This window comes from Streptomyces sp. NPDC048462, from assembly GCF_043200175.1.
Classification (GTDB): Bacteria; Actinomycetota; Actinomycetes; order Streptomycetales; family Streptomycetaceae; genus Streptomyces.
In genome coordinates, this window is the sequence record NZ_JBICXG010000017.1 from 127,950 (window position 1) to 151,726 (window position 23,777).

General features: G+C 71.5%; 20 protein-coding genes. 10 read left to right on the plus strand and 10 right to left on the minus strand.

Features of this window, described 5'->3' with window-relative positions:
- Positions 1-34: 34 nt before the first annotated feature.
- A complete protein-coding gene (locus ACGFU6_RS26330; RefSeq protein ID WP_393614369.1) occupies positions 35-622 on the plus strand; it encodes a TetR/AcrR family transcriptional regulator in 588 nt (195 codons plus the stop codon).
- 51 nt (positions 623-673) lie between these two features.
- Here ACGFU6_RS26330 and ACGFU6_RS26335 read toward each other — a convergent pair whose 3' ends face one another.
- Positions 674-1,180, minus strand: a complete 507-nt coding sequence (locus tag ACGFU6_RS26335; protein ID WP_393614419.1) for an Lrp/AsnC family transcriptional regulator — start codon at positions 1,178-1,180, stop codon at positions 674-676.
- Between the two features lie 216 nt (positions 1,181-1,396).
- Between ACGFU6_RS26335 and pdhA (ACGFU6_RS26340) the strand changes: the two genes are divergently transcribed.
- The 7 genes from pdhA (ACGFU6_RS26340) (at position 1,397) to ACGFU6_RS26370 (ending at position 10,129) form a co-directional block, all read left to right on the plus strand.
- Positions 1,397-2,560: a pyruvate dehydrogenase (acetyl-transferring) E1 component subunit alpha gene (pdhA, locus tag ACGFU6_RS26340; protein WP_393614371.1), complete on the plus strand. Its 1,164-nt coding sequence runs from the start codon at positions 1,397-1,399 to the stop codon at positions 2,558-2,560.
- A complete protein-coding gene (locus ACGFU6_RS26345) occupies positions 2,557-3,588 on the plus strand; it encodes an alpha-ketoacid dehydrogenase subunit beta (RefSeq protein ID WP_123524912.1) in 1,032 nt (343 codons plus the stop codon). The genes pdhA (ACGFU6_RS26340) and ACGFU6_RS26345 overlap by 4 nt, the downstream gene beginning before the upstream one ends.
- The gene (locus ACGFU6_RS26350; RefSeq protein ID WP_393614373.1) at positions 3,588-5,018 is read left to right on the plus strand and encodes a dihydrolipoamide acetyltransferase family protein; all 1,431 of its coding nucleotides are present in this window, start codon (positions 3,588-3,590) and stop codon (positions 5,016-5,018) included. Before ACGFU6_RS26345 ends, ACGFU6_RS26350 begins: the two co-directional genes overlap by 1 nt.
- Positions 5,019-5,150: 132 nt before the next feature.
- The gene (locus ACGFU6_RS26355; protein ID WP_393614374.1) at positions 5,151-5,999 is read left to right on the plus strand and encodes an NTP transferase domain-containing protein; all 849 of its coding nucleotides are present in this window, start codon (positions 5,151-5,153) and stop codon (positions 5,997-5,999) included.
- Between the two features lie 350 nt (positions 6,000-6,349).
- A complete protein-coding gene (locus ACGFU6_RS26360; RefSeq protein WP_393614420.1) occupies positions 6,350-7,885 on the plus strand; it encodes a molybdopterin molybdotransferase MoeA in 1,536 nt (511 codons plus the stop codon).
- Positions 7,886-7,905: 20 nt separating this feature from the next.
- Complete coding sequence (locus ACGFU6_RS26365; protein WP_393614421.1) at positions 7,906-8,979, plus strand: potassium channel family protein; 1,074 nt, start codon at positions 7,906-7,908, stop codon at positions 8,977-8,979.
- A gap of 160 nt (positions 8,980-9,139) precedes the next feature.
- On the plus strand, positions 9,140-10,129 hold the full coding sequence (locus ACGFU6_RS26370) for an NAD(P)H-quinone oxidoreductase (RefSeq protein WP_393614376.1): 990 nt from the start codon (positions 9,140-9,142) through the stop codon (positions 10,127-10,129).
- A gap of 128 nt (positions 10,130-10,257) precedes the next feature.
- Here the strand turns inward: ACGFU6_RS26370 and ACGFU6_RS26375 are convergent, their stop codons facing one another.
- From ACGFU6_RS26375 to ACGFU6_RS26400, 6 genes are all read right to left on the minus strand, one after another.
- Entirely contained in the window at positions 10,258-10,806 is a 549-nt protein-coding gene (locus tag ACGFU6_RS26375) for a bacterial proteasome activator family protein (RefSeq protein WP_073733723.1), read from the minus strand.
- A 153-nt stretch (positions 10,807-10,959) separates the two neighbouring features.
- The gene (locus tag ACGFU6_RS26380; protein WP_393614378.1) at positions 10,960-13,818 is read right to left on the minus strand and encodes an FtsX-like permease family protein; all 2,859 of its coding nucleotides are present in this window, start codon (positions 13,816-13,818) and stop codon (positions 10,960-10,962) included.
- A complete protein-coding gene (locus ACGFU6_RS26385; RefSeq protein ID WP_393614379.1) occupies positions 13,815-14,582 on the minus strand; it encodes an ABC transporter ATP-binding protein in 768 nt (255 codons plus the stop codon). The genes ACGFU6_RS26380 and ACGFU6_RS26385 overlap by 4 nt, the downstream gene beginning before the upstream one ends.
- Positions 14,583-14,670: 88 nt before the next feature.
- Complete coding sequence (locus ACGFU6_RS26390) at positions 14,671-15,282, minus strand: PadR family transcriptional regulator (protein WP_393614380.1); 612 nt, start codon at positions 15,280-15,282, stop codon at positions 14,671-14,673.
- A gap of 82 nt (positions 15,283-15,364) precedes the next feature.
- Positions 15,365-16,138, minus strand: a complete 774-nt coding sequence (locus tag ACGFU6_RS26395) for a hypothetical protein (RefSeq protein WP_393614382.1) — start codon at positions 16,136-16,138, stop codon at positions 15,365-15,367.
- Positions 16,139-16,366: 228 nt separating this feature from the next.
- On the minus strand, positions 16,367-18,004 hold the full coding sequence (locus ACGFU6_RS26400) for a protein kinase (protein WP_393614384.1): 1,638 nt from the start codon (positions 18,002-18,004) through the stop codon (positions 16,367-16,369).
- A gap of 338 nt (positions 18,005-18,342) precedes the next feature.
- On the opposite strand from ACGFU6_RS26400, the gene ACGFU6_RS26405 reads away from it, so the two are divergent.
- A complete protein-coding gene (locus ACGFU6_RS26405; RefSeq protein WP_393614386.1) occupies positions 18,343-20,010 on the plus strand; it encodes a protein kinase in 1,668 nt (555 codons plus the stop codon).
- Between the two features lie 9 nt (positions 20,011-20,019).
- On the opposite strand, the gene ACGFU6_RS26410 is transcribed toward ACGFU6_RS26405, so the two are convergent.
- The 3 genes from ACGFU6_RS26410 to ACGFU6_RS26420 all read right to left on the minus strand — a co-directional run bounded on the left by ACGFU6_RS26410 (position 20,020) and on the right by ACGFU6_RS26420 (position 22,271).
- Positions 20,020-21,012, minus strand: a complete 993-nt coding sequence (locus ACGFU6_RS26410) for a phosphotransferase (protein ID WP_393614388.1) — start codon at positions 21,010-21,012, stop codon at positions 20,020-20,022.
- 58 nt (positions 21,013-21,070) lie between these two features.
- Complete coding sequence (locus ACGFU6_RS26415) at positions 21,071-21,508, minus strand: pyridoxamine 5'-phosphate oxidase family protein (RefSeq protein ID WP_393614390.1); 438 nt, start codon at positions 21,506-21,508, stop codon at positions 21,071-21,073.
- A gap of 103 nt (positions 21,509-21,611) precedes the next feature.
- Positions 21,612-22,271, minus strand: coding sequence for a response regulator (locus ACGFU6_RS26420; protein WP_393614392.1), 660 nt, complete (start codon positions 22,269-22,271; stop codon positions 21,612-21,614).
- Between the two features lie 341 nt (positions 22,272-22,612).
- Here ACGFU6_RS26420 and pdhA (ACGFU6_RS26425) point away from each other — a divergent pair, with 341 nt between their 5' ends.
- Entirely contained in the window at positions 22,613-23,776 is a 1,164-nt protein-coding gene (gene pdhA, locus ACGFU6_RS26425; protein WP_393614394.1) for a pyruvate dehydrogenase (acetyl-transferring) E1 component subunit alpha, read from the plus strand.
- The last annotated feature ends 1 nt before the right edge of the window (position 23,777 follow it).

Consider the following 23,777-nt stretch of genomic DNA (forward strand, 5'->3'; position numbering starts at 1 on the left):
ACCTGTGGACAACTCGTAGGGGAGGATCGCTGGCATGACCACGGCCAGGCGGGACACGTACACCCCGGAGACTCTGCTCGCTGTCGCCGTCCGGGTCTTCAACGAGCGTGGCTACGACGGCACGTCCATGGAGCACCTCTCGAAGGCGGCGGGGATCTCCAAGTCGTCCATCTACCACCACGTGGCCGGCAAGGAAGAGCTGCTGCGGCGAGCGGTCAGCCGGGCGCTGGACGGGCTCTTCGGCATCCTCGACGAACCGGGTGCGACGCGCGGCCGCGCGATCGAACGCGTCGAGTACGTCACCCGCCGTACCGTCGAGGTGCTGATAGCCGAACTGCCCTACGTCACGCTGCTGCTCCGGGTGCGGGGCAACACGAAGACCGAGCGCTCGGCGCTGGAGCGGCGGCGCGAGTTCGACCAGCGGGTGGGCGATCTGCTCAAGGCCGCGGTCGCCGACGGCGACCTCCGCTCCGACGTGGACATACGTCTTGCGACCCGGCTGCTCTTCGGCATGGTCAACTCGTTGGTCGAGTGGTACCGGCCGCTGCCGGACGGCGGTGCGGAGCGGGACCAGCTCGCGGACACCGTCGTGCGCCTCGCCTTCGACGGGATGAAGGCCTGACGAAGGCGCCGCTCCGCCACGCCTCGGGCGAGGCCGGCGTTGCGCCATGCCTCAGGTGAGCTCCGTGGGGAGGTCCGGTCCCGGGGCCAGGTCGGTCTCCTCGAACACCAGCAGGGTGCGGGTGGAGAGCACCTCGGGAATGGACTGGATCCTGGTGAGCACCAGATCACGCAGTGACTGGTTGTCCTGGGTGTGCACCAGCAGCAGGACATCGAAATCGCCGCTGACCAGCGCGATGTGGGTGGCTCCGGGCAGCGCCTGGAGCTGCTCGCGGACGGTGCGCCAGGAGTTCTGGACGATCTTGAGCGTGATGTAGGCGGAGGCCCCCTGCCCCGCCCGCTCGTGGTTCACCCGAGCGCTGAAGCCGCGGATCACCCCGTCGTCGATGAGCCGGTTGATCCGGGCGTAGGCGTTGGCGCGCGATACGTGAACCCGATCGGCCACTGACCGTATCGACGCTCTGCCGTCCGTCTGGAGCAACCGGAGGATGGCGCGGTCGATGGGGTCGAGCGGGCGTGCCGGAGGAGTCCGGCCGGGACCCGCGCCCCCGTCGGCCATTTGTTCAGCTGCCATGTTCCCGCGCCTCCCTGTCCTGGACGAGCTGTCTCCATCCCAGGCTGTGGAGAACCGTTTGTCCACAGGCTGACGGTGCCTGTAGCCAAAATGCGCCCGCGACCGAACAATCGGTAGGTGAGGCGCACCACACTCGCGCCTCACGGAGTAGTTGATATTTCGACATTTTTCGACACCCCTCGATGCCAGGAGGTGCTTGTCATGACGGTCCAAGAGCTGCCCGGCGCGGCCGCCTACCGGCCCACGCCGCCCCCGGCGTGGAAGCCGCTCACCGACCCGGCGCCGCTGCTCCCGGACCCCGAGCCGTACCGCGTGCTCGGTACGGACGCCGCGGACGGCGCAGACCCCGAGCTCCTGCTGCGGCTCTACGCCGAGCTGGTGCGCGGCCGGCGTTACAACGCCCAGGCGACCGCCCTCACCAAGCAGGGGCGGCTCGCGGTCTACCCGTCGAGCACGGGGCAGGAGGCCTGCGAGATCGCGGCCGCCCTGGTGCTCGAGGAGCGGGACTGGCTCTTCCCCAGCTACCGCGACACGCTCGCCGCCGTGGCGCGGGGGCTGGACCCCGTCGAGGCGCTGACGCTGCTGCGCGGGGACCGGCACACCGGTTACGACCCGCGCGAGCACCGCATCGCCCCGCTCTGCACCCCGCTCGCAACCCAGCTGCCGCACGCGGTGGGTCTGGCCCACGCGGCGCGGCTCAAGGGCGACGACGTGGTCGCGCTCGCCATGGTGGGCGACGGCGGTACCAGCGAGGGGGATTTCCACGAGGCGCTGAATTTCGCGGCTGTGTGGAAGGCCCCGGTCGTCTTCCTCGTGCAGAACAACGGCTTCGCCATCTCCGTACCGCTGGCCAAGCAGACCGCGGCGCCCTCCCTGGCGCACAAGGCCGTGGGATACGGGATGCCGGGCCGGCTGGTCGACGGGAACGACGCGGTGGCCATGCACCAGGTGCTCTCCGAAGCGGTCGAGCGGGCCAGGAGCGGCGGTGGCCCGACGCTCGTGGAAGCCATCACCTACCGCATGGACGCGCACACGAACGCCGACGACGCGACGCGCTATCGCGGCGACAGCGAGGTCGAGACCTGGCGCGCCCACGATCCGGTCCAGCTCATGGAGCGCGAGCTGACCGGACGCGGACTGCTCGGGGACGACGGCATCGAGGAGGCGCGGTCGGCCGCCGAGCGGATGGCGGCCGGGCTGCGCGAGCGGATGAACGCGGATCCGGTGCTCGACCCGATGGATCTCTTCAACCAGGTGTACGCGGAGCAGACGACCCAACTGCGTGAGCAGGAGGCCCGGCTGCGCGTCGAGCTGGACGCGGAGAACGAGCAGCACGGCACGGATGACGGGGGAGCAGGGCGATGACCACCGCAGCGGCCACGGCCACGGCGCGGACGGCGAAGGCCAAACCCGCCACCATGGCGCAGGCCCTCGGGCGCGCACTGCGCGACTCGATGGCGCAGGACCCCTCCGTGCACGTCCTCGGGGAGGATGTGGGCACGCTCGGCGGCGTCTTCCGGATCACCGACGGCCTGGCGAAGGAGTTCGGCGAGGACCGTTGCACGGACACCCCGCTGGCCGAGGCCGGCATCCTCGGAGCGGCCGTCGGCATGGCGATGTACGGGCTGCGGCCCGTCGTCGAGATGCAGTTCGACGCCTTCGCCTACCCGGCGTTCGAGCAGCTCATCAGCCATGTCGCCAAGATGCGGAACCGGACCGGGGGCGCCATGCCCCTGCCGATCACGGTCCGGGTGCCGTACGGCGGCGGAATCGGTGGCGTCGAGCACCACAGCGACTCCTCGGAGGCGTACTACATGGCGACTCCCGGTCTCCATGTCGTCACGCCCGCCACGGTCGACGACGCCTACGGGCTGCTGAGGGCCTCGATCGCCTCCGACGATCCGGTGGTCTTCCTGGAGCCCAAGCGGCTCTACTGGTCGAAGGCGGACTGGTCGCCGCAGGCGCCCGCCGCCGTGGAGCCCATCGGGCGGGCCGTCGTGCGCCGGGCCGGACGCAGCGCGACGCTGATCACGTACGGTCCCTCGCTGCCCGTCTGCATGGAGGCCGCGGAGGCCGCTGTCGCGGAGGGCTGGGACCTCGAAGTCGTCGATCTGCGCTCCCTGGTGCCGTTCGATGACGAGACGGTGGCCGCGTCCGTGCGGCGGACCGGACGCGCGGTCGTCGTCCATGAGTCCACCGGCTTCGGCGGTCCGGGCGGCGAGATCGCGGCCCGGATCACCGAGCGCTGCTTCCACCATCTGGAGGCGCCGGTGCTGCGCGTCGCCGGTTTCGACATCCCGTACCCGCCGCCCATGCAGGAACGGCACCACCTGCCGGGCGTGGACCGGGTGCTCGACGCCGTCGCGCGACTGCAGTGGGAGGCGGAGCACTGATGCCGCACGTACTCGAATTCAAGCTTCCGGATCTCGGCGAGGGGCTGACCGAGGCCGAGATCGTGCACTGGCTGGTGGAGGTCGGCGATGTCGTCGCCATCGACCAGCCGGTCGTCGAGGTCGAGACGGCCAAGGCGATGGTGGAGGTGCCGTGCCCGTACGGGGGTGTGGTGACCGCGCGGTTCGGCGAAGAGGGTACAGAACTTCCTGTTGGCGCACCGTTGTTGACGGTCGCGGTCGGGTCCGAGGAGCTGTCCGGGAGCCCGGCGGAATCCGGTTCCGGGACGGAGGCCGCCGAGGCGGAGCCGTCCGGGTCCGGCAATGTGCTGGTGGGGTACGGGACCGGCGCACCGCCGGTACGCCGGAGGCGGGTCCGGCCGGAGGCGCTCTCTGCTCCGGCCGCTGTTGCAGCCGCTGCTTCGGCCGCTCCTCCGGCTAAAGCTGTTGCTCACGTTGTTGCCGCTTCCGCTGTTGCTGTTGTTCCTGGTGCGTCTGGTGCATCAGGTGCGTCTAGCGCTTCCGGGGCTTCGGACGAGGCGCGGGGGCCGGTCGCTGTCGTCTCCCCGCTGGTGCGCAAGCTCGCTCGGCAGCACGACCTCGATCTGCGGCGGCTGACCGGCTCCGGGCCCGAGGGCCTGATCCTTCGGGCCGACGTGGAGTCCGCCATCCGGTCCGGGGCCGAGACCTCGAAGGAGGCCGAGACGACGGATCACACATCGGCACGTCCCGCCGGTGAACGGGTTCCGCTGCGCGGTGTACGGGGCGCGGTCGCCGACAAGCTGGCGCGCAGCCGGCGCGAGATCCCCGACGCCACCTGCTGGGTGGACGCCGATGCCACCGAGCTGATGGCTGCCAGAGCGGCCATGAACAGCGCCGGTGGTCCCGGCGCCGGCCCGAAGGTGTCGGTGCTCGCGCTGCTGGCCCGCATCTGTACGGCCGCCCTGGCCCGGTACCCCGAACTCAACTCGACGGTGGACCAGGAAGCTCGGGAGATCGTGCGGCTGCCCGGCGTCAACCTCGGGTTCGCTGCCCAGACCGAGCGGGGGCTCGTCGTTCCGGTCGTACGGGACGCGGACGCGCGCAGCACGGAGTCGATCGGAGCCGAGATCACCAGGCTCACCGAGGCCGCGAGGACGGGAACGCTGAAGCCGGCCGAGCTGACCGGAGGCACGTTCACGCTCAACAACTACGGGGTCTTCGGGGTGGACGGGTCGACGCCGATCATCAACCACCCGGAGGCGGCGATGCTCGGCGTCGGCCGCATCGTCCCCAAGCCGTGGGTGCACGAGGGCGAGCTGGCCGTCCGGCGGGTCGTCCAGCTCTCGCTGACCTTCGACCACCGGGTCTGCGACGGCGGTACGGCGGGAGGCTTCCTGCGCTATGTGGCCGACTGCGTGGAACAGCCGGCGGTGCTCCTGCGGACGTTGTAGACACCTGCGCCGGTCCTGCCGCTTCTCCCGCTTCTCCGGCTCATCCCGGTTCTCCCCGTTCCGTTCCGCGTTGATCCACGGGATCGCGGACGGGGAGGATCCTGTGGGCCGGTGGGCACGCATACTCGGGGCATGACCGCGTATGACGCCATCGTCCTCGCCGGAGGTGCCGCGAAGCGGCTCGGCGGTGCTGACAAGCCGGGGCTCCGGATCGGTGGCCGTGCGCTGCTCGACCGGGTGCTCGCGGCCTGTCCCGACGCCGGGACCACGGTGGTGGTCGGGGGCAGACGGCCCACCGTGCGCGCTGTGACCTGGGCACGCGAAGAGCCCCGGGGCGGCGGTCCGCTGGCCGCCCTCGGTGCCGGGGTGCGGCACACGGCGGCGGAGCGCCTGCTGGTGCTCTCCGCGGATCTGCCCTTCCTGGGGGCGGACACGGTCGGGTCCCTGCTGGCAGCTGCCGGCCGGGGCGACCTGGAGGGTGCTGTCTGCACCGACCAGGACGGCCGCGACCAGCCGCTGGTGGCCGTCTACCGGGCGGAGCCGTTGCGCCGGGAGCTGGCGCTGCTCGCCGCGGAGCACGGTGGACTCGCCGGACTGCCCCTGCGGTTGCTGACCCACGAGCTGCGGCTTTCCCGGGTGGCGGCGGACCCGCTCGCCTCGTTCGACTGCGACACCTGGGAGGACATCGCCTCGGCCAGGGCCAGGATCAGAGAACATGGGACCGTGCTGGACGAATGGATCACCGCAGTCAAGAACGAACTGGCCATCGAACTCGACGTCGACACCGCCGTCCTGCTCGACCTGGCCCGTGACGCCGCCCACGGTGTCGCCAGGCCCGCCGCGCCCCTGACGACCTTCCTGGTCGGGTACGCGGCGGCGAAGGCGAGCAGCGACGGGGGCGGGCCCGAGGCAGTGGCCGAGGCAGCCCGCAAGGCCGCCGCGCTCGCTCTCAGGTGGGCGGACGAGACCGGGACGCCATGACGGGTCGCGGCGGCAGTACCGGGCGCCCCCCGGCTGCCGCGAAGAGCCGGGCCGGAGACGCTGAGGCCGGCGCCCGGCCCGCCCGGTCCCCGCGGTCCGCCGGGTCCCGCGAGCCGGCCGAACCCACCGAGCCCGCCGAACCGCGCGAGCCCGCTGCGCCCCCTCAGCCGCCAGGGTCCACGAAGTCCCCTGAGCCCACGAAATCCCCTGAGCCCCCGCAGCCAGCTGACGCCGCAGCGCGTCGTGCGGCCGCGCTCGCGGCCAAGGCCAAGGCCAAGGCCAAGGCCAAGGCCAAGGCCGAGGCTGAGGCTGAGGCCGACGAGGAGCGGGCGGTCGCACAGGCCCTCGCGCTGGTCGGCCGACAGCCCTACCGCGACCCGGGCCCTGACTCGCGCCGTGACTCAGGCCCAGGCCCAGGCCCAGGCCGTGACCAGGGCCCAGGCCGTGACCAGGGCCGCGACTCAGTCCGTGACCAGGGCCGAGATCAAGGCCGTGACCAGGGTCCCGACTCAGCCTCTGACTCAGCCCCTGACCCTGGCCCCACCCCCCGGCGCGCCCCCACCCCCCGGCGCACCCGCGCGACGCAGTGGGGCGAGGCGCGTGCCGTCGCGGCCCGTGCCGGGCGCGGGGTTCCTCCCCGTACCGGACGCGTCCCCCTCGATCACGCGCTCGGACACGTGCTGGCCGAACCGCTTGCCGCGCTCACCGACCTCCCGTCCTTCGACACCTCCGCCATGGACGGCTGGGCCGTCGCAGGCCCGGGACCGTGGAAAGTCCGGGAGAACGAAGGCGTCCTCGCCGGCCACGCCTCCCCCACCCCGCTCCCGGACGGTGACGCCGTACGGATCGCCACCGGCGCCCGTATCCCGGCGGACGCGACAGCCGTCATCCGCAGTGAGCACGCCCTGGCCGACGAGGCGAAGGGGCTGCTCTACGCGCAGCGGCAGGTGAGCCCCGGGCAGGACATCAGACCGCGTGGCCAGGAGTGCCGCTCCGGGGAGCAACTCCTGCCCGCCGGAACGCTGGTGACGCCCGCTGTCCTCGGCCTGGCGGCTGCCGCCGGGTACGACGAACTGTTCACCCGCCCCAGGCCACGCGTCGATGTCCTCGTCCTGGGCGACGAACTGCTGACGGCCGGGCTGCCCCACGACGGACTGATCCGTGACGCGCTCGGTCCGATGATCGGCCCCTGGCTGCACGCACTGGGCGCCGAGGTCGCCGCGCCCCGCCGCCTCGGCGACGACGCTGAGGCCCTCAGGCAGGCGCTCGTCGTCTCCGAGGCCGATCTGGTCATCACCACCGGCGGCACCGCTGCGGGCCCGGTCGACCATGTGCACCCCGTGCTCGACGACCTGGGGGCCGAACTGCTCGTCGACGGTGTCGCTGTCCGCCCCGGTCACCCCATGCTGCTGGCCCGGCTCAGGGCCGGAGGCCCGTATCTCGTGGGTCTGCCCGGCAACCCGCTGGCCGCCGTGTCCGGGCTCCTCACCCTCGCCGAGCCCCTGCTCAGCGGGCTGGCGGGCCGGGTGGTGCAGGACCTCTACCGCGTCCCGGTCCGTGACGACGTGCACGGCCACCCGCACGACACCCGGCTGGTCCCGGTGGTCCACCGCACCGCCGGCGCTGCCGAGTTCACCCGCGGCGGCGCTGCGACCGGCATCACGACTGGCCCCGGAAGGGTGGATGGTCCCGGAGTCGGAACCGGTGGTGGGGGAGATCACGTCGTACCCCTGCATTACAACGGTCCCGCCATGCTGCGCGGGATCGCCGCCGCGGACGGGCTGGCCGTCGTGGAGCCGGGCGGGGTACGGTCCGGCACCGAGGTGGAGATCCTCGATCTACCGTGGGCCCCGGCGATGCCGTGGGCTGAAGGGTGTTTCACGTGAAACTTCCCGGCCATGATGCGATGGCCAGGCGCGCCGACGAGCATGTCGTACCCACCCGGGTGATGCTCCCGCGCCGGGTCGTCGACGGACCGGCGCGACAGGTCGCCAAGCGGCTGATGATGGCTCTGATGGTGCTGGCCGCCACGGTGCTGATCGTCTGGGTCGACCGCGGCGGCTACCACGACGCGGCCGACGGCAAGGTCGACCTGCTGGACGCGGTCTACTACGCGACGGTCACCCTCTCGACCACCGGGTACGGCGACATCACCCCGTACAGCGACGGGGCCCGGCTCACCAATGTGGTGCTCGTGACACCGCTGCGCGTGCTCTTCCTCATCATCCTGGTCGGCACCACCCTTGAGGTCCTCACGGAGCGGACCCGGGAGGACTTCCGGCTGAAGCGTTGGAGAACCAACTTGCGTGACCACACCGTCGTCGTCGGCTTCGGCACGAAGGGCCGCTCGGCCATTCAGACCCTCTGCGCCACCGGCCTGAAGAAGGATCAGATCGTCATCGTCGACCCGGCGTCCAAGGTGATAGAGGTCGCCAACGCCGAGGGATTCACCGGAGTGCTCGGTGATGCGACGCGCAGCGATGTGCTGCTGCGGGCCGAGGTGCAGAAGGCGCGTCAGGTCATCATCGCCACCCAGCGCGATGACACGGCGGTACTGGTCGCGCTGACCGCCCGCCAGCTCAACCGCGGCGCGAAGATCGTCGCCGCGGTGCGCGAGGAGGAGAACGCCCCGCTGCTGCGGCAGTCCGGTGCCGATGCCGTGATCACCAGTGCCAGCGCGGCCGGACGGCTGCTCGGCCTCTCCGTGCTCAGCCCCAGCGCCGGCACGGTGATGGAGGATCTGATCCAGCAGGGCAGTGGGCTCGATCTGGTCGAACGGCCGGTGATAAAGGCCGAGGTGGGCAAGAACGTCCGGGAGACCGACGATCTTGTCGTCAGCGTTCTGCGCGGTCACCGACTGCTCGGTTACGACGATCCGGCGGCCAGTCCCCTCCAGCTGACGGACCGCCTGATCACCATCGTGCGGGTCACCAACGACGCGCCCGCGAGCCACACCCCGCCGACGGCCCCGCGCCCCTGACCCAAGCCGATACGCCCGGCAGTCCAGCAGTCCGGCAGTCCAGCAGTCCGGCAGTCCAGCAGTTCGGCCGTTCCACCGTTCCGAAGTTCCGGCGTCCCGCCGCCCCGCCCGGCCGCGCCTCGCGGGGGTCCTCGGCACGGCACGGAGTAGCCTCGCGGCCATGCATGCGATCACGATCCCCGAACCCGGTGGCCCCGAGGCGCTCGTGTGGGCCGAGGTGCCCGATCCCGTACCCGGAGAGGGCGAGGTCCTCGTCGACGTCGTCTCCAGCGCGGTCAACCGTGCGGATGTGCTCCAGCGGCAGGGCTTCTACAACCCGCCACCAGGCGCCTCGCCCTACCCGGGGCTGGAGTGCGCGGGCCGGATCTCCGCCATCGGTCCCGGTGTCACCGGCTGGTCGGTCGGCGACGAGGTGTGCGCGCTGCTGGCCGGCGGCGGTTACGCGGAGAAGGTCGCCGTCCCCGTCGGGCAGCTGCTCCCCGTACCGGCGGGACTGGACCTCGTCCTCGCCGCGGCGCTGCCCGAGGTGACCGCGACCGTGTGGTCCAACGTGTTCATGGTGGCGCACCTGCGCCCCGCCGAGACGCTGCTCGTGCACGGCGGGTCCAGCGGCATCGGCACGATGGCGATCCAGCTGGCCAAGGCGGTCGGGGCCCGGGTCGCGGTGACCGCGGGCGGGCCCGAGAAGCTGGCGCGCTGCGCCGAGCTCGGGGCCGACATCCTGATCGACTACCGGGAGCAGGACTTCGTCGAGGAGGTCGCCGCGGCGACGGCCGGGGCGGGCGCCGACGTCATCCTCGACATCATCGGCGCGAAGTACCTGGACCGGAACGTGCAGGCGCTCGCCGTGAACGGCCGGCTCGCGATCATCGGTCTCCAGGGCGGGGCCAAGGGCGAGCTGAACCTGGGCGCCCTGCTGGCCAAGCGGGCGGCCGTCACCGCGACCTCGCTGCGCGGGCGCCCGCTCGCGGAGAAGGCCGCGATCGTCGCGGCCGTACGCGAGCACGTCTGGCCGCTCGTGGCCGACGGCGTCGTCCGGCCGGTGGTGGACCGTACGCTGCCGATGCAGGACGCGGCCGAAGGGCACCGGGTGATGGAGTCCAGCACGCACATCGGCAAGGTGCTCCTCCGCTCGCCCGCAGCTGCCTGACCCACCCACCCCGCCCCCCGTCCCAGGCCGAAGCCGAAGGGCCCGGCACACGAAAGGTCGTGTGCCGGGCCCTTCGGCTTCGGCCTGGCTGGTCGGGCTTCGGCCCGGCTGATCGGTACGGACAGGGGTTACAGGTACGGGCCCGAGCGGATCGCTCCGTGCGGGTCCCCGCCGCCTTCCTCCTCCTCGTGGACAGTGCCCGGAGGCAGGGCGCGGCGCATCTGCTCCAGCTGCGCGCGCGCCGCCATCTGCTGGGCGAACAGTGCTGTCTGGATCCCGTGGAAGAGGCCCTCCAGCCAGCCCACCAACTGGGCCTGCGCGATCCGGAGTTCCGCCTCCGAGGGCACCGACTCCTCGGTGAACGGCAGCGAGAGGCGCTCCAGCTCCTCCACCAGCTCCGGCGCGAGGCCGTCCTCCAGCTCCTTCACCGAGCTGGCGTGGATCTCCTTGAGGCGTACTCGGCTCGCCTCGTCGAGAGGAGCCGCCCTGACCTCTTCCAGGAGCTGCTTGATCATGCTGCCGATGCGCATGACCTTCGCGGGCTGTTCGACCATCTCCGTCACCGGGATCTCGCGCGACTCGTCGTCAGTGCCACCGCCGCCGATCGCCATTCCGTCCTGTCCCACCACGAGGACTTGGGGGTGCTCCTGCGACCGTTCATTCCTCGGCATCTCCATGTCGTCCATTGTCTCGCACACCTGCGGTACAACACTGTGGTGCCCCCGGAAACGTAAGATCCACCGTTTCCGAGGGCACCGGAACGACACCCGGACGACGCCGGAACGACGCCGGGACAGCCGGTCAGCGCGCTGCCGGAGCCTCCGGCCCGGTCATCCCGCGCGCCGTGACAGCGTCAGCCGGGAGCGGGTGAACACCGCCGCCAGGAGTCCGGCCAGCAGCGGGACGACCACGGCGAGCAACCCTATGGTCGCCCAGGGCAGCACGATCGGGGTGTACGCGGACTCCATCGGGTCCAGCCGCATCTCCTTCAGCGCGTTGCGCAGGTCGATCAGGCGCAGTGCCACCGCGGGCACCAGCCCGGCGGCCGTGCCGAGCAGCACCCCGGTGAGCGCCACCACCAGGCACTGGAACCCGGAGAGGGTCCGCCGCACGCCCGGGGGTGCGCCCACCGCGCTGAGCGTGGTGAGGTCGGCCTCCGCGTCGGCCTTGGACAGCCCGGTCGTGATCGCGGCCGCGCCCACCGTCACCACCCCGGCGAACAGCGTCAGCACCAGCAGCATGATGTTCTCGCGGTCACCGGGTTCGGTTCCGGACCGCACGTAGACGGTTCCGCCGGCCTGCTGGATCGCGGCGTCGGTCCGCTGCGTCTCGGCGTCCGTCGGCGGCCGGGAGACGGAGTAGATGCTGCCGTACAGGGTGGTGTGCAGGCCCAGCCGCTGGGCCGTCTTCTCCGGCATGATCATGCGGATCCCCGGCGTCCCGGCGTACTTCGCGTCGGCGGTGTACACCTTCAGCCGGTCCGTCCTCGTCCGGGCCGGGCCGGGGTGCAGGGCGCGGTTCTTCTTGTCCTTGTCGCTGTACCGGTGGACCGCCTTGAGCGTGACCTCGCCGTCCTTGGCGTACGCGCGGTTGAGCAGGACGGGGGTGCCCGCCTCCAGCGCCTTGGCCGCGGCCGGGTCGTCGAGCTTCACGTACGTCCGGAGCAGCGCTGGGCCACCCACGACGATGTTGCTGCCGCCGCTGTTGAACGTGTCGATGGTGTAGCGCTCGTCCACGCACTCGGGGGAGTGCATCGTGCTGCGGTGCTCCTCGTCGCTCATCCGCAGGGCGAGCTCCTTGGCGCCCTTGGTGTTGAGCGGGCAGGCATGACCCTTGCCGGCGGGCTTGACGAGTTCGAGCGCGCCGCAGCTGTTCTCGTCCTCGTAGTAGGTGCCGCAGTCGCTGCCCGCCCAGACCTGGGAGATCCGGGCCGGATCGCTGGTGGTGTTCATGTTCCGCTCCACCGCCGCCTGGGCCGGCAGGAGCTGCTCGGCGGCCGTGGAGTCGCCCTCGTCCGAGGCGTACAGGGCGACCGACGTCGCGCTGAACATCGGTGTGTAGTCGTACTCCCCCTCGGCATCCTTGCTGGACACGAACGTGGCGATGGCCACCGAGCCCGCCACCGCGGCCATGACCGCCGCGACCGCCGGAGCGGTCCTGCCGCGGTTGCGGGCCGCGTCGCGCAGCGCCATCCGGGGCGAGAGCGGCAGTGCGCGGCCCAGCCGGCCGAGCACCCCGACGATCACCGGGATGCAGCACAGGAGCCCCAGCTCGGCGACCACCGAACCGGCGGCGACCGCCGTCGAGTTGCCGGTGGTGCCGCCCACGATGGCGATCCCGACGCCGATGACCAGGGCGCCGGCGCCCACGCTCGGCAGGACCCGCGAGCTGCGCCGGACCCCGCGGTGTCCGGTGAGCGACTCCAGTACGGACTGGCGGCCCGCCACGATCGCCGGGGCCAGCGCCGCGAGCACCCCGGTGATCATCCCGATCACGGCGATGGCCAGCAGTTCCTTCGGCTCCAGGGCGAGCGAGCCGAAGCGGTGCCCGGCCTGCTCCTCCAGCAGTGGCCGGAACAAGGCGGTGAGTGCGAGTCCGGCCACCACGCCCACTACGGCTCCGGCGCCGCCGAGCACCAGACCGCCGGAGAGGACCACGGCCCGTACGTGGCGCCGGTCCCCGCCGCAGGTGCCGAGGAGGCCGAGCTGACGGCGGGAGCGGCGCGCGCCGACGGCGAAGGCCGGTCCGGCGAGCAGGACGATCTCCAGGACCGCCATCGCGACGATCGTGATGAGGGCCGCGCTCAGCTCATCGGAGTTCTCGGGCATCTGGCTGGTGCCGCGCTTCTTGATCAGCGGGACCTCGGAGTCCGGCGGCGGGTCCAGGACGACCTGCCGGGAGACGACGACGGCGCCCTTCTTGTTGGCGGCCATCACGTCGGACCAGCTGACGCCCTTGCCGTTGTCCGCCTTCACCAGCCAGGTCAGCGCGCCGGCGTTCGGGGGCAGCACCTTCTTGTCGCGGGCGGCGACGGCCTTCCACGGCGCGATGACCGCGCCCGGGTCGGCGTACAGGGCCTTGAACGACAGGTTGTCCGGTTCCTCGACGGTGCCCGTGACGGTGTACTTCCGCTCCGGCCCGTGCACGGTGACGTGCGAGCCGATGTGCAGTCCGGCCGACTTCAGGAACGGCTCGGTGGCGACCATCTCGCCGCTGTTCTTCGGGAACGCGCCGTCGACGAGGTCGAGCTTGCCGCGCGCCATCCCGTCCGAGGTCCGGAGCTCGAAGATGTCGGCGTCGGCGACGCCGTACCCGGTCGTGACGTGAGCGGGCACCGACTGGATGCTGATGCCGCGCGCCCCCTTCGGGAACGCGGTGCGCAGGTCGAGTGCGGGTGTGGCCTCGGGCGCCGGCGGGTCCTCGCTGAGGGGGTTGTAGTCGTCCCCGCTGACCGACTGGTCCAGCGGACCGGCCTCCGGGTCCCTTAACAGCGCGTCGGCCGAGCCGACCTGCGCCGCCAGCTCCTCGGCGGCCGTGGGCTCCACGCTGCGGTACGTCACGTCGAGCGCGGTGACGCCGAGCACCGGAACGGCGATCATCGCGACCACCAGCGCGCTGCGGCCCTTGGCGCGCAGGGCGTCGCGCCTGGCGATCCGGAGGGCGGCGCGCCACCCCGTGAAGACGCTCACGCCTTGCCCCCGGCGGCGAGCAGCGAGTCCGCGCCGACGCTCAGCGTCTGGTCGACGATCGAGCCGTCCCGCAGGAAGACGACCCGGTCCGCCCAGGCGGCGTAGCGCGGTTCGTGCGTCACCATCACACCGGCCGCGCCCTGGTCGCAGCGGTTGCGCAGCAGCGCGAGGACGGCCTCGCCGGTCTCGGAGTCGAGCGCCCCGGTCGGTTCGTCGGCGAGCACCAGGCGCCGGTCCCCCACCAGCGCCCGGGCTATCGCGACGCGCTGCTGCTGGCCGCCGGACATCTCGTCGGGGAAACGGTCGCCGATCTCCAGGAGCTTCATCTCCTCCAGTGCGGCGCGGGCCTCCTTGCGCGCCTTGCGCACCGGGACGCCGTCGAGCTCACGCGGCAGGGCGATGTTCTCGGCGGCGGTCAGCGCGGGGATGAGGTTGTAGTCCTGGAAGACGTAGCCGACGCTGCGGCGGCGCAGTGCGGCCACACCCTTGCGGCCGAGCGAGGAGATGTCCTGGCCCTCGATGACGACCTGGCCCGAGGTCGCGGTGTCCAGGCCGCCGGCGATGGTCAGCAGGGTGGACTTGCCCGAGCCGGAAGGGCCCATCACGGCGACGAGCTCGCCGGCGTGCACGGACAGGTTGATGCCGCGCAGGGCGTGCACCTCGGCGATGCCGGTGCCGTGGGTACGGGTGAGTGAGCGGAGTTCGAGCACCGGCGCGTCCACCGACAGGGGCGGAGCGGCTGGGGACGGGGCGTGTGGTGACATGACGGGTGGTTCCCCCTCGGAACGAACGGTTCTGTGGTCGGTGACGCGGTGACGCGGTGACGCCGTGACGTGGTGGCCGGGTTGTGGCTCAGCGGCGGGCGCGGGGCCGGGTGGCGCGGGCGGCGGGGCCGGGGGCGGGCGTGCCGGTCTCCGGCTCCGTGGCGGCGGCCTCGGCGAGCCGGACCAGCCGGGCCTCGCAGTGGTCCAGCCAGCGGGCCTCCGCCTCGGCCTGGAAGATCAGCTGTTCCAGTACGAGCAGCCAGGCGACCTCGTCGCGGTTGGCGGGCTCGTCGATGAGGGCCTGGGCCTTGAGGCGCGTGTAGTCCTGCATCGCCTTCACGGTGTGGTGGCGCTGCGACTGGATGACGGCCCTGATGTCCACGCCGGGCGCGCCGACGGCCATGGCGAGCTTGATGGCCAGCTCGTCGCGGGGCGGGTTGCTGCGGTCGACGGGGGTCTCGAACCAGCTGCGGAGCTCGCTGCGCCCCTCGTCGCTGATCGAGTACAGGGAGTGCCCCTGGTCGTCCTCGCCGTCCTGCGCGACCAGGCCGTCACGCTCCAGCCTGCTCAGCGTCGTGTACACCTGCCCGACGTTCAGCGGCCAGGTGGAGCCGGTGCGGGACTCGAATTCGGTGCGGAGCTGGGAGCCGTAGCGCGGCCCCCGTTCCAGGAGGGCCAGCAGCCCGTGACGGATCGACATACTGAGTATGTATACCGAGTATGTTGCTGAACGCAAGTCTGTGACCTGGTGTGAAGGGGGTGGAGTGGTCCGGGCGCGGCGGTCAGTCGGCGCGGCGCATGCGCAGTGCGAGGAAGCCGATACCCAGCCCGACCAGGCAGATTCCCACGCCGAGCGACATCTCCTGGACCTGTCGTGCGGCCCGTCCGTCGAGGGCCTGCGGCCGGTCCGCCGCGGGCGAGGTGCTCGCGTCGGGGGTGACGGCCGGCACGGCGGCGGGGTCCGTCGCGGCGGACTGCTCCTCCTCGGCTTCGACCGCGTCGTCCGAGCGCTCGATCTCCTGGGGCGTCAGTGGCCGTCCGGGACGCTGCCGCCCCTCCCCGGCGGGCAGTCCGGCCAGCGGTGACCGCTCGTCGTGCGGTCGCGGCGATCCGGCGCTCGGCGAGGGCGGTCCGGAGGTGTCGGGCGGGGCGCCGGGGGGCCCGGTCGGCAGGGACGCGGGAGGTGCGGGCGCGGCCGAGGGGCCGGCGGTTGTGCCGGGTCCTTGCGGGCCGGCAGGGTCCTCCGGAGGCGGCACGGTGGGCGTCGCGGAAGGCGTCACGCCCGACGCGGGGTCCGCCGGGGCCCCGGGCGACGAGCCCGCCGACGGGCCGGACGACGCCCCGGCCGGTCCCGGCGCGACATCGGAGGGTCCGGGCACGGCACCCGCCGGTCCTGGTACGACAGAAGGCGCGCTCGCGGTCACGGAAGGCTCCCCGGCCACGGCCGCCGCGGCCCGCGCCTCCCCGGACGTCAGGCCCGCCAGGGCGGCGGCCGCCGTCAGTGCGAGGCAGGCCGCGCACCGTGAGGGCCGCGAGGGGAAGCGTCCTGAAACCATGTGGCCAGCGTCACATGTGACGATATGTCCGGCATCTCGGGTAGTGCGGACGGATGGCCCGGCCGCCACCGGCCCACGAAACCCATGACCGAACCCCGCACCGAAGCCGCCTGCCGAGCAGCACCCGCCGGCCCAGAGGGTGCTACGCAGGCACCCGCCGGCTCAGAGGTTGCTATGCAGGATCCGCCGGCTCAGAGGGCTACGCAGGATCCGCCTGCCCGGCGGGTGTTACGCCGGGTCCCCGGTAGCGATGCGGAGCTCGAAGTGGGCGCCGGTCTTGGGCACCGCGGTCCCGGAGGTGGGGAACTGGTCGACGACCTGGTCCTCCGCGTAGGCGTTGCCCGGCACCTTGATCTGCTTGATCGTCCAGCCGGCCGCGTCCGCGCACTGCCGGGCGGAGATGATGTCCTTGTAGAGGAAGCTCGGGGCGTCGACCTTGTTCGGGTCGTCGCTGTCCTCGATGGCGTCCGTGCAGTCGTCGGTGTCCATCGTCCGGTTCCGCTCCGGATCCTTGTGATCGGCGGCCGGCTGCGAATCGCTCGCCGTGGGCTTGTCGTCGCCCTTGTCGCCCTTCATCGAGAGCACCGTGATCAGGCCGCCGATCGCGATCAGGGCCACCACGATCGAGCCCACGATCACCGGAACGTTCCGCTTGGAACCGCCACCGCCCGAGGGAGTGCTGGTCGTCTGCGCCGACATCGAGTACGGCGGCGGGGTCTGCTGCATCGGCGACATCTGCGCCTGGCTCTGGTACGCCGGGGCCGACTGGGGGTAGCCGTACGAGGGCGCGGGCGTCGGCGGACCGTAGGGGCCGGGCTGCTGCTGCGACTGGTACGGGCCGGGCTGGTACGGCGTCTGGACGTTCTGCGGAGCCGGGGTGGACTGGTCGACCGGTGGGAAGACGGCCGAACCGACACCGGAACCGCTGTTGGCCGGTGCGCCGGCACCGGAGACGATGACCGGGGCGCCCGTCTGCCCGCCGGCGCTCAGCACCCGGGTGATCTCGTCCTGCATCGCGGCGGCGCTCGGGAAGCGCTCGTTCGGGTTCTTCTTCAGCGCGCGGGCGACGAGCGCGTCCATCGCCGGGGTGACCGACCGGTTGATGGTGGACGGCGCGACCGGCTCCTCCTGCACATGCGCGTACGCGATGGCGAGGGGCGAGTCGGCGTCGAACGGGATCCGGCCGGTCAGCAGCTGGAACAGCATGATGCCGACCGAGTACAGGTCGGAGCGGGCGTCCACCCCTCGGCCCAGGGCCTGTTCGGGGGAGAGGTACTGCGGGGTGCCGACGACCATGCCGGTCTGCGTCATCGACGTCACGCCGGACTGCATGGCGCGGGCGATACCGAAGTCCATGACCTTCACGATGCCGCGCTTGGTCACCATGACGTTGCCCGGCTTGATGTCGCGGTGGACCAGGCCCATTTCGTGACTGGTGTCCAGGGCGGCCAGCACGTCGGCCGTCACCTTGAGCGCCTTGTCGGCGGGCATCGCACCGTAGCTGCGGATGTCCGCCTGGAGCACGGAGCCGAGCGGCTGCCCCTCGACGTACTCCATGACGATGTACGGCATCAGCGCGCCACCGAGCTCGTCCTCGCCGGTGTCGAAGACGGAGACGATGTTGGTGTGCTGGAGCTTCGCGACGGCCTGCGCCTCGCGCCGGAACCGCTCGCGGAAGGACTGCTCGCGCCCGAGTTCCGTGTGCAGCGTCTTGATCGCGACCTGCCGGTCCAGCGCGGAGTCGTACGCCAGATATACGGACGCCATCCCGCCTTCGCCGAGCAGGTCACGCAGCTGGTAGCGGCCGCCGGCGACCGAACCGCCCGCGTAGCGACCCTGGGCCCCTTGTGCGCCGTCCTGGCTCATGACTTGACTTCCCCCTCGGGCGCGCGACTCACGCGAAGATCCGTATTACGGGCCAAGTCTGCCCGAGGGGTACGACACGTCAAGCCAGGTGCCCGTTCCGTGACCCTACGCACAAGAAGCGTCTCGGAAGCGTTACAGGAACCGCATGTAATTTGCGCGGGCGGCTCGTCAGCCGGTTGGATGGCCGGTCCCTCTCGAAATCGGTGTGTCCGACGAAGCCTGTAGCGTGACGTGGCAATGCGGCGTGACGTGGCGATGCAGCAGGGGCCTTTCGGACGAAGGGCCTCAAACACCGTGAGAACCCGCGGACGCGCGGACAGAAACGACGGCGAGGACTGATGGCACCCGAACCCGAAGCAAACGGCGGCGGAGTTCCGGATGGCACCGACTCCTGGGGTATCGGCGGTGTTGTCGGCGACGGGCGTTACCGGCTGACCCACCGGCTCGGCCGGGGCGGTATGGCCGAGGTCTTCGCGGCCGAGGACGTCCGGCTCGGACGTACGGTCGCGGTGAAGCTGCTGCGCTCCGATCTCGCGGAGGACCCGGTCTCCAAGGCCCGGTTCACGCGCGAGGCCCAGTCGGTCGCGGGGCTCAACCACCACGCGGTCGTGGCGGTGTACGACTCCGGCGAGGACACCGTCGGCGGGCAGACGGTCCCGTACATCGTGATGGAGATCGTCGAGGGTCACACCATCCGTGACCTGCTGCTCAATGCCGATCCGCCGCCTCCGGAGCAGGCGTTGATCATTGTCTCCGGGGTGCTGGAGGCGCTCGCCTACTCGCACCAGCACGGCATCGTGCACCGCGACATCAAGCCCGCCAACGTGATCATCACGCACTCCGGCGCGGTCAAGGTGATGGACTTCGGCATCGCCCGTGCGCTGCACGGCGCGCAGTCGACGATGACCCAGACCGGCATGGTCATGGGCACGCCGCAGTACCTCTCCCCCGAGCAGGCGCTGGGCAAGGCCGTCGACCACCGCTCCGACCTGTACGCCACCGGCTGCCTGCTGTACGAACTCCTCGCGCTGCGGCCCCCGTTCACGGGTGAGACGCCGCTCTCCGTCGTGTACCAGCACGTTCAGGACATTCCGGTTCCGCCGTCGGAGATCTCGAACGGTGCGGTGCCGCCGGAGCTGGACGGGCTTGTCATGCGCTCGTTGGCGAAGGACCCGGACGACCGGTTCCAGAGCGCCGAGGAGATGCGCGGGCTGGTCCAGTACAGCCTGCAGATGCTCCAGGTCCAGGGCGGCCACACCGGTACGTGGAACACCGGCCCGGTCGTGCTGAACGAGGGCGGGGCCACCCCGCCCCGAGGCATGACCGGCGCCACCCGCGCGATGGGGCACCCGCAGCACGGGGACACCTCGCAGGGCCCGATCCTGCCGCCGATGAACCCCGACGACGGCGGGTACAACGGCTACGACGGCAACGGCAGCCACCAGGCCGGCGGCGGCCGGGGCCGGGGCAAGCTGTGGCTGTTCGTCGTGCTGGCACTGATCGCCATCGGCGCGGGCGTCGCCATCGCGCTGAACGCGACGAAGGGCGACGGCGAGACGCCCAAGAAGGACCCGACGCCGACGTCCAGCTCCCCCTCCCCGACGAAGAGTTCGCCCTCGCCGACCGAGGAGCAGACCCAGGACACCGAGCAGCCCGGCAACTCCTCCGGCGACCAGCAGGAGACGCCGCGCAAGCCCACGTACTCCAAGCCGGTCACGCCGAGCGAGACGAACGACCCGCCCACGCCCACCCCGTCGGACACCGACTCGGGCACCACGACGGACGGCGGCGCGAGCACCGACGCGGGCGGCGCTGCGGCGGACGGCGGCACCGGCAGCAGTAGCAGCACGGGCACCGACACGGGTGGTACGACAGCCGACGGCGGTGCGAACGGCGAACAGGACGGCGGCACGACGCCGGCCGGCGGAGCGGGCGGCGAGCCGGGCGGCACCGCGGACGGTGCCAGCGCCGGCACCGCCGAGGGCCCGGTGGGCACCACCCCGTAAACGACCGCCTCACCCCGTGAAGGCCTCGCGCACCGCGTCGTACTCACGGGTCCACCACACCGCCAGGGCCGACACCGCAGGGAACTGCGGGTCGGCCCTCCGGTCGTTCAGGCAGTACCGCCAGCGCAGTATCCAGAAGTCGTTGAGCCGCTCCCACCACACCCGGTGCACCGCGGCGGCCAGTTCGGCGGCCCCGGCCCCGGCCGCCCGCCGGTAGGCGCGCGCGTAGGCCCGTACCTTCGTCAGCTCCAGCTCACCGGCTGGCTGGACGAAGAAGATCGCGGCGGCCCGTACCGCCTCCTCCGCCCTGGGCTGCACGTCGAGGCGGTCCCAGTCGAGGATCGCCACCGGGTCGGCGCCGCGGTAGAGCACGTTCAGCGGGTGGAAGTCGCCGTGCACCCACCCGGTCGCCGGCACCCCGGGCGCGGGCGGGCGGCTGTCCGCGTGCTGGTCCAGCAGGGTGCGCCGCTCCAGGAGCCGGTGCTCGGCCAGTTCGTCGAAGGCGTCCCTGGGCCGCCGGCCGCGCGCGGCGGCCAGCAGCTCGTCGATCAGCGCGAAGGTGTCGGCCGGGTCCGGGCTCGCATGGCCGGGCGGCCTGCCCGCACCCCCGGCGCCCGCCTCCATCACCTGCTCAAGACCTGTGTGTACGGCTCCGAGGAGCGCCCCGAGACGTACCGACTGGGCCACGGTGAGCTGGGCGCCGGCCCGGTGCAGCCCGTCGACCCAGGGGTGCAGGGCGTAGCAGCGGCCGCCGATCTCGGTGACGGTGCCGCCCTCGGTGTCCTCGATGGGCGGGGCGACGGGCACTCCCAGTGACTGGAGGCGCTGGGTGGCGCGGTGCTGGCGGACGATCGTGGCGCGGTCGCCGGTCGAGTCGTCCAGATGGTGCTTGAGGAAGTAGGAGCCCCGGGTGGTGGAGACCCGGTATCCGTGGTTGAGCAGTCCCTGGTCCAGGGGTTCGCAGGTGAGCGGCTCACCTGCGTGCGGGTAGCGGCGGAGCACTTCGCGGACCGGGGGAACAGGCGTAAGGGTTACAGATGAGCGCGGCACTCGCCAGATGTTAGATCACGCTGTGTTGCAGGCTGTGACGAGTTGCGTGGAAGTCCAGAGTGTGCACCTTGACGAAATGCGGGTCGAGCCGCAGGAAGGCCGGGGTGAAGGGCTCCCCGTTCACCTCGACGGGGGCGGGACCGAAGAGTTCTCGCTGGGCACAGGTCGGCTCGACGGTCCGGGCGGGCCCGGTGAACTCCACGGACCACAGATCCCGGCTGCCGACCGCGGCGGCCACGTTGAAGTTGTCCGCCCCGTACGCGACGACGGTGCCGTTGCAGGCGTCGTGGTAGCCGAGGCCGCCGTGCATCCGCAGGACGACCCGGCCGTCGATCACGATGTGACGGGCCACCGTCAGGAACGGAAGGGCCCTCATGCTCGTCGCCAGCCGGCCGTAGGGGACCCGGCCGAGCAGGTCGATCGCGTGGAGTTCTTCCTCGGTGGACATGACCTCCACTGTGCGTCACCGCTGAGCACGTAATAAGAGGCCGCGGCCCCGGGCGCCGGGGGACCAAAGTCCCGAATCGGCGCCCCGGGTGCCGGGCGCCGGCTCAGCGCTTTTCGGCCTGGAGCCGTGCGACATAGGCGGCGGCCTGCGAACGGCGCTCCATGCCGAGTTTGGACAGCAGGCTGGAGACGTAATTCTTGATCGTCTTCTCCGCGAGATGCAGCCGCTCCCCGATCACCCGGTTCGTCAGCCCCTCGCCGATCAGATCCAGGATTTTGCGTTCCTGGTCGGTGAGACCGGCGAGTTTGTCGTCGCCGCGGCCCTTCTTGCCGTCGCGCAGCCGCTCCAGCACCCGCGCGGTCGCCACCGGGTCGAGCAGCGACTTCCCGGCCGCCACGTCCCGTACGGCGCTCAGCAGCTCGTTGCCCCGGATCGCCTTGAGCACGTATCCGGAGGCGCCCGCCATGATCGCGTCGAAAAGTGCCTCGTCATCGGCGTACGAGGTCAGCATCAGGCAGTTGATGGACTCGTCCTGGGACCGGATCTCGCGGCAGACCTCCACCCCGCTGCCGTCCGGCAGCCGTACATCGAGGACGGCGACATCGGGCCGGGTCGCCGGGATGCGGACCAGCGCGTCCTGGGCGGTACCGGCCTCGCCGACCACCTCGATGTCGTCCTCCACCGAGAGCAGCTCATGAACTCCGCGGCGGACGACTTCGTGGTCATCCAGCAGGAAAACCGTGATTTTTCCTTCTTTGCGCACAAACGCAGTCTCACACACTCACCCCTTCCCTGCCGCTGTCCGGCGGGATAACGTGCCGTTGTTCCGGCAGCCTGCAAGGCTGTTACCAGTGCTGTGACCAGCGAGAGTTCCCGAATTCTTCGATTTACTTGGATATCCAAGCAAAATCGCAGGTCAGATAGGGTTTCGCAGTTACGCGAGGCACTGGGTAACGTGCCTAATAACAGGGCGCTCGCCGGGGCACCTGTCACGCCTGTTCCCGGACCGAGCGGCACCCCACCCCGTGCACGGGTACGGACACAGGCGAGCCGCACTGGTCTCCCGGCAGACCCCGGGGGCCGGACCGACGGAGGAGCACGCACGTGACCGTGGAGAGCACTGCTGCCGCGCGTAAACCGCGACGCAGCAGCAAGCGGACCAGCGCCGCGAAGACGCCCGCGAAGACACCGGGGACTTCCGGACCCGAACTCGTACAGCTGCTGACGCCCGAGGGCGAACGCGTCGAGCACCCGGACTACTCGATCGACCTGAGCGCGGACGAGCTGCGCGCCCTGTACCGGGACATGGTCCTCACCCGCCGCTTCGACGCCGAGGCGACCGCCCTCCAGCGCCAGGGCGAGCTGGGCCTGTGGGCCTCGCTGCTCGGCCAGGAGGCCGCCCAGATCGGCTCCGGCCGGGCCCTGCGCGACGACGACTACGTCTTCCCGACCTACCGCGAACACGGTGTGGCCTGGTGCCGGGGCGTCGACCCGACCAATCTGCTCGGGATGTTCCGCGGTGTGAACCACGGCGGCTGGGACCCGAACACCAACAACTTCCACCTCTACACGATCGTCATCGGCTCGCAGACCCTGCACGCCACCGGCTACGCCATGGGCGTCGCCAAGGACGGCGCGGACTCGGCCGTGATCGCGTACTTCGGTGACGGCGCCTCCAGCCAGGGCGACGTGGCCGAGGCCTTCACCTTCTCCGCGGTCTACAACGCGCCGGTCGTGTTCTTCTGCCAGAACAACCAGTGGGCGATCTCGGAGCCGACCGAGAGGCAGACCCGGGTGCCGCTCTACCAGCGCGCCCAGGGCTTCGGCTTCCCCGGCGTCCGGGTCGACGGCAACGACGTGCTGGCCTGCCTGGCCGTCACCCGCTCCGCCCTGGAGCGGGCCCGCCGCGGCGAGGGCCCCACCCTCGTGGAGGCGTTCACCTACCGGATGGGCGCGCACACCACCTCCGACGACCCGACGAAGTACCGGGCCGACGAGGAGCGCGCCTCCTGGGAGGCCAAGGACCCGATCCTGCGCCTGCGCACGTACCTGGAGAACGAGGGCGCCGCCGACGAGGCGTTCTTCACCGGCCTCGACGAGGAGAGCGAGACCCTCGGCAAGCGAGTACGTGAGGCGGTACGGTCCATGCCGCAACCGGACCGGATGGCGATCTTCGACCACGCCTACGCCGACGGGAGCGCCCTCGTCGACGAGGAGCGCGCCCAGTTCGCCGCCTACCAGGCATCGTTCGCCGAGGAGGGCAAGTAGC

Coding starts and splice junctions, on each gene's coding strand:
- ACGFU6_RS26365 (WP_393614421.1), top strand. CDS start 7,906: ATGGCCAGGCGCGCCGACGAGCATGTCGTACCCACCCGGGTGATGCTC.
- ACGFU6_RS26350 (WP_393614373.1), top strand. CDS start 3,588: ATGCCGCACGTACTCGAATTCAAGCTTCCGGATCTCGGCGAGGGGCTG.
- ACGFU6_RS26370 (WP_393614376.1), top strand. CDS start 9,140: ATGCATGCGATCACGATCCCCGAACCCGGTGGCCCCGAGGCGCTCGTG.
- pdhA (WP_393614371.1), top strand. CDS start 1,397: ATGACGGTCCAAGAGCTGCCCGGCGCGGCCGCCTACCGGCCCACGCCG.
- ACGFU6_RS26335 (WP_393614419.1), bottom strand. CDS start 1,180: ATGGCCGACGGGGGCGCGGGTCCCGGCCGGACTCCTCCGGCACGCCCG.
- ACGFU6_RS26395 (WP_393614382.1), bottom strand. CDS start 16,138: ATGGTTTCAGGACGCTTCCCCTCGCGGCCCTCACGGTGCGCGGCCTGC.
- ACGFU6_RS26405 (WP_393614386.1), top strand. CDS start 18,343: ATGGCACCCGAACCCGAAGCAAACGGCGGCGGAGTTCCGGATGGCACC.
- ACGFU6_RS26400 (WP_393614384.1), bottom strand. CDS start 18,004: ATGAGCCAGGACGGCGCACAAGGGGCCCAGGGTCGCTACGCGGGCGGT.
- ACGFU6_RS26415 (WP_393614390.1), bottom strand. CDS start 21,508: ATGTCCACCGAGGAAGAACTCCACGCGATCGACCTGCTCGGCCGGGTC.
- ACGFU6_RS26345 (WP_123524912.1), top strand. CDS start 2,557: ATGACCACCGCAGCGGCCACGGCCACGGCGCGGACGGCGAAGGCCAAA.
- ACGFU6_RS26375 (WP_073733723.1), bottom strand. CDS start 10,806: ATGGAGATGCCGAGGAATGAACGGTCGCAGGAGCACCCCCAAGTCCTC.
- ACGFU6_RS26355 (WP_393614374.1), top strand. CDS start 5,151: ATGACCGCGTATGACGCCATCGTCCTCGCCGGAGGTGCCGCGAAGCGG.
- ACGFU6_RS26330 (WP_393614369.1), top strand. CDS start 35: ATGACCACGGCCAGGCGGGACACGTACACCCCGGAGACTCTGCTCGCT.
- ACGFU6_RS26390 (WP_393614380.1), bottom strand. CDS start 15,282: ATGTCGATCCGTCACGGGCTGCTGGCCCTCCTGGAACGGGGGCCGCGC.
- ACGFU6_RS26385 (WP_393614379.1), bottom strand. CDS start 14,582: ATGTCACCACACGCCCCGTCCCCAGCCGCTCCGCCCCTGTCGGTGGAC.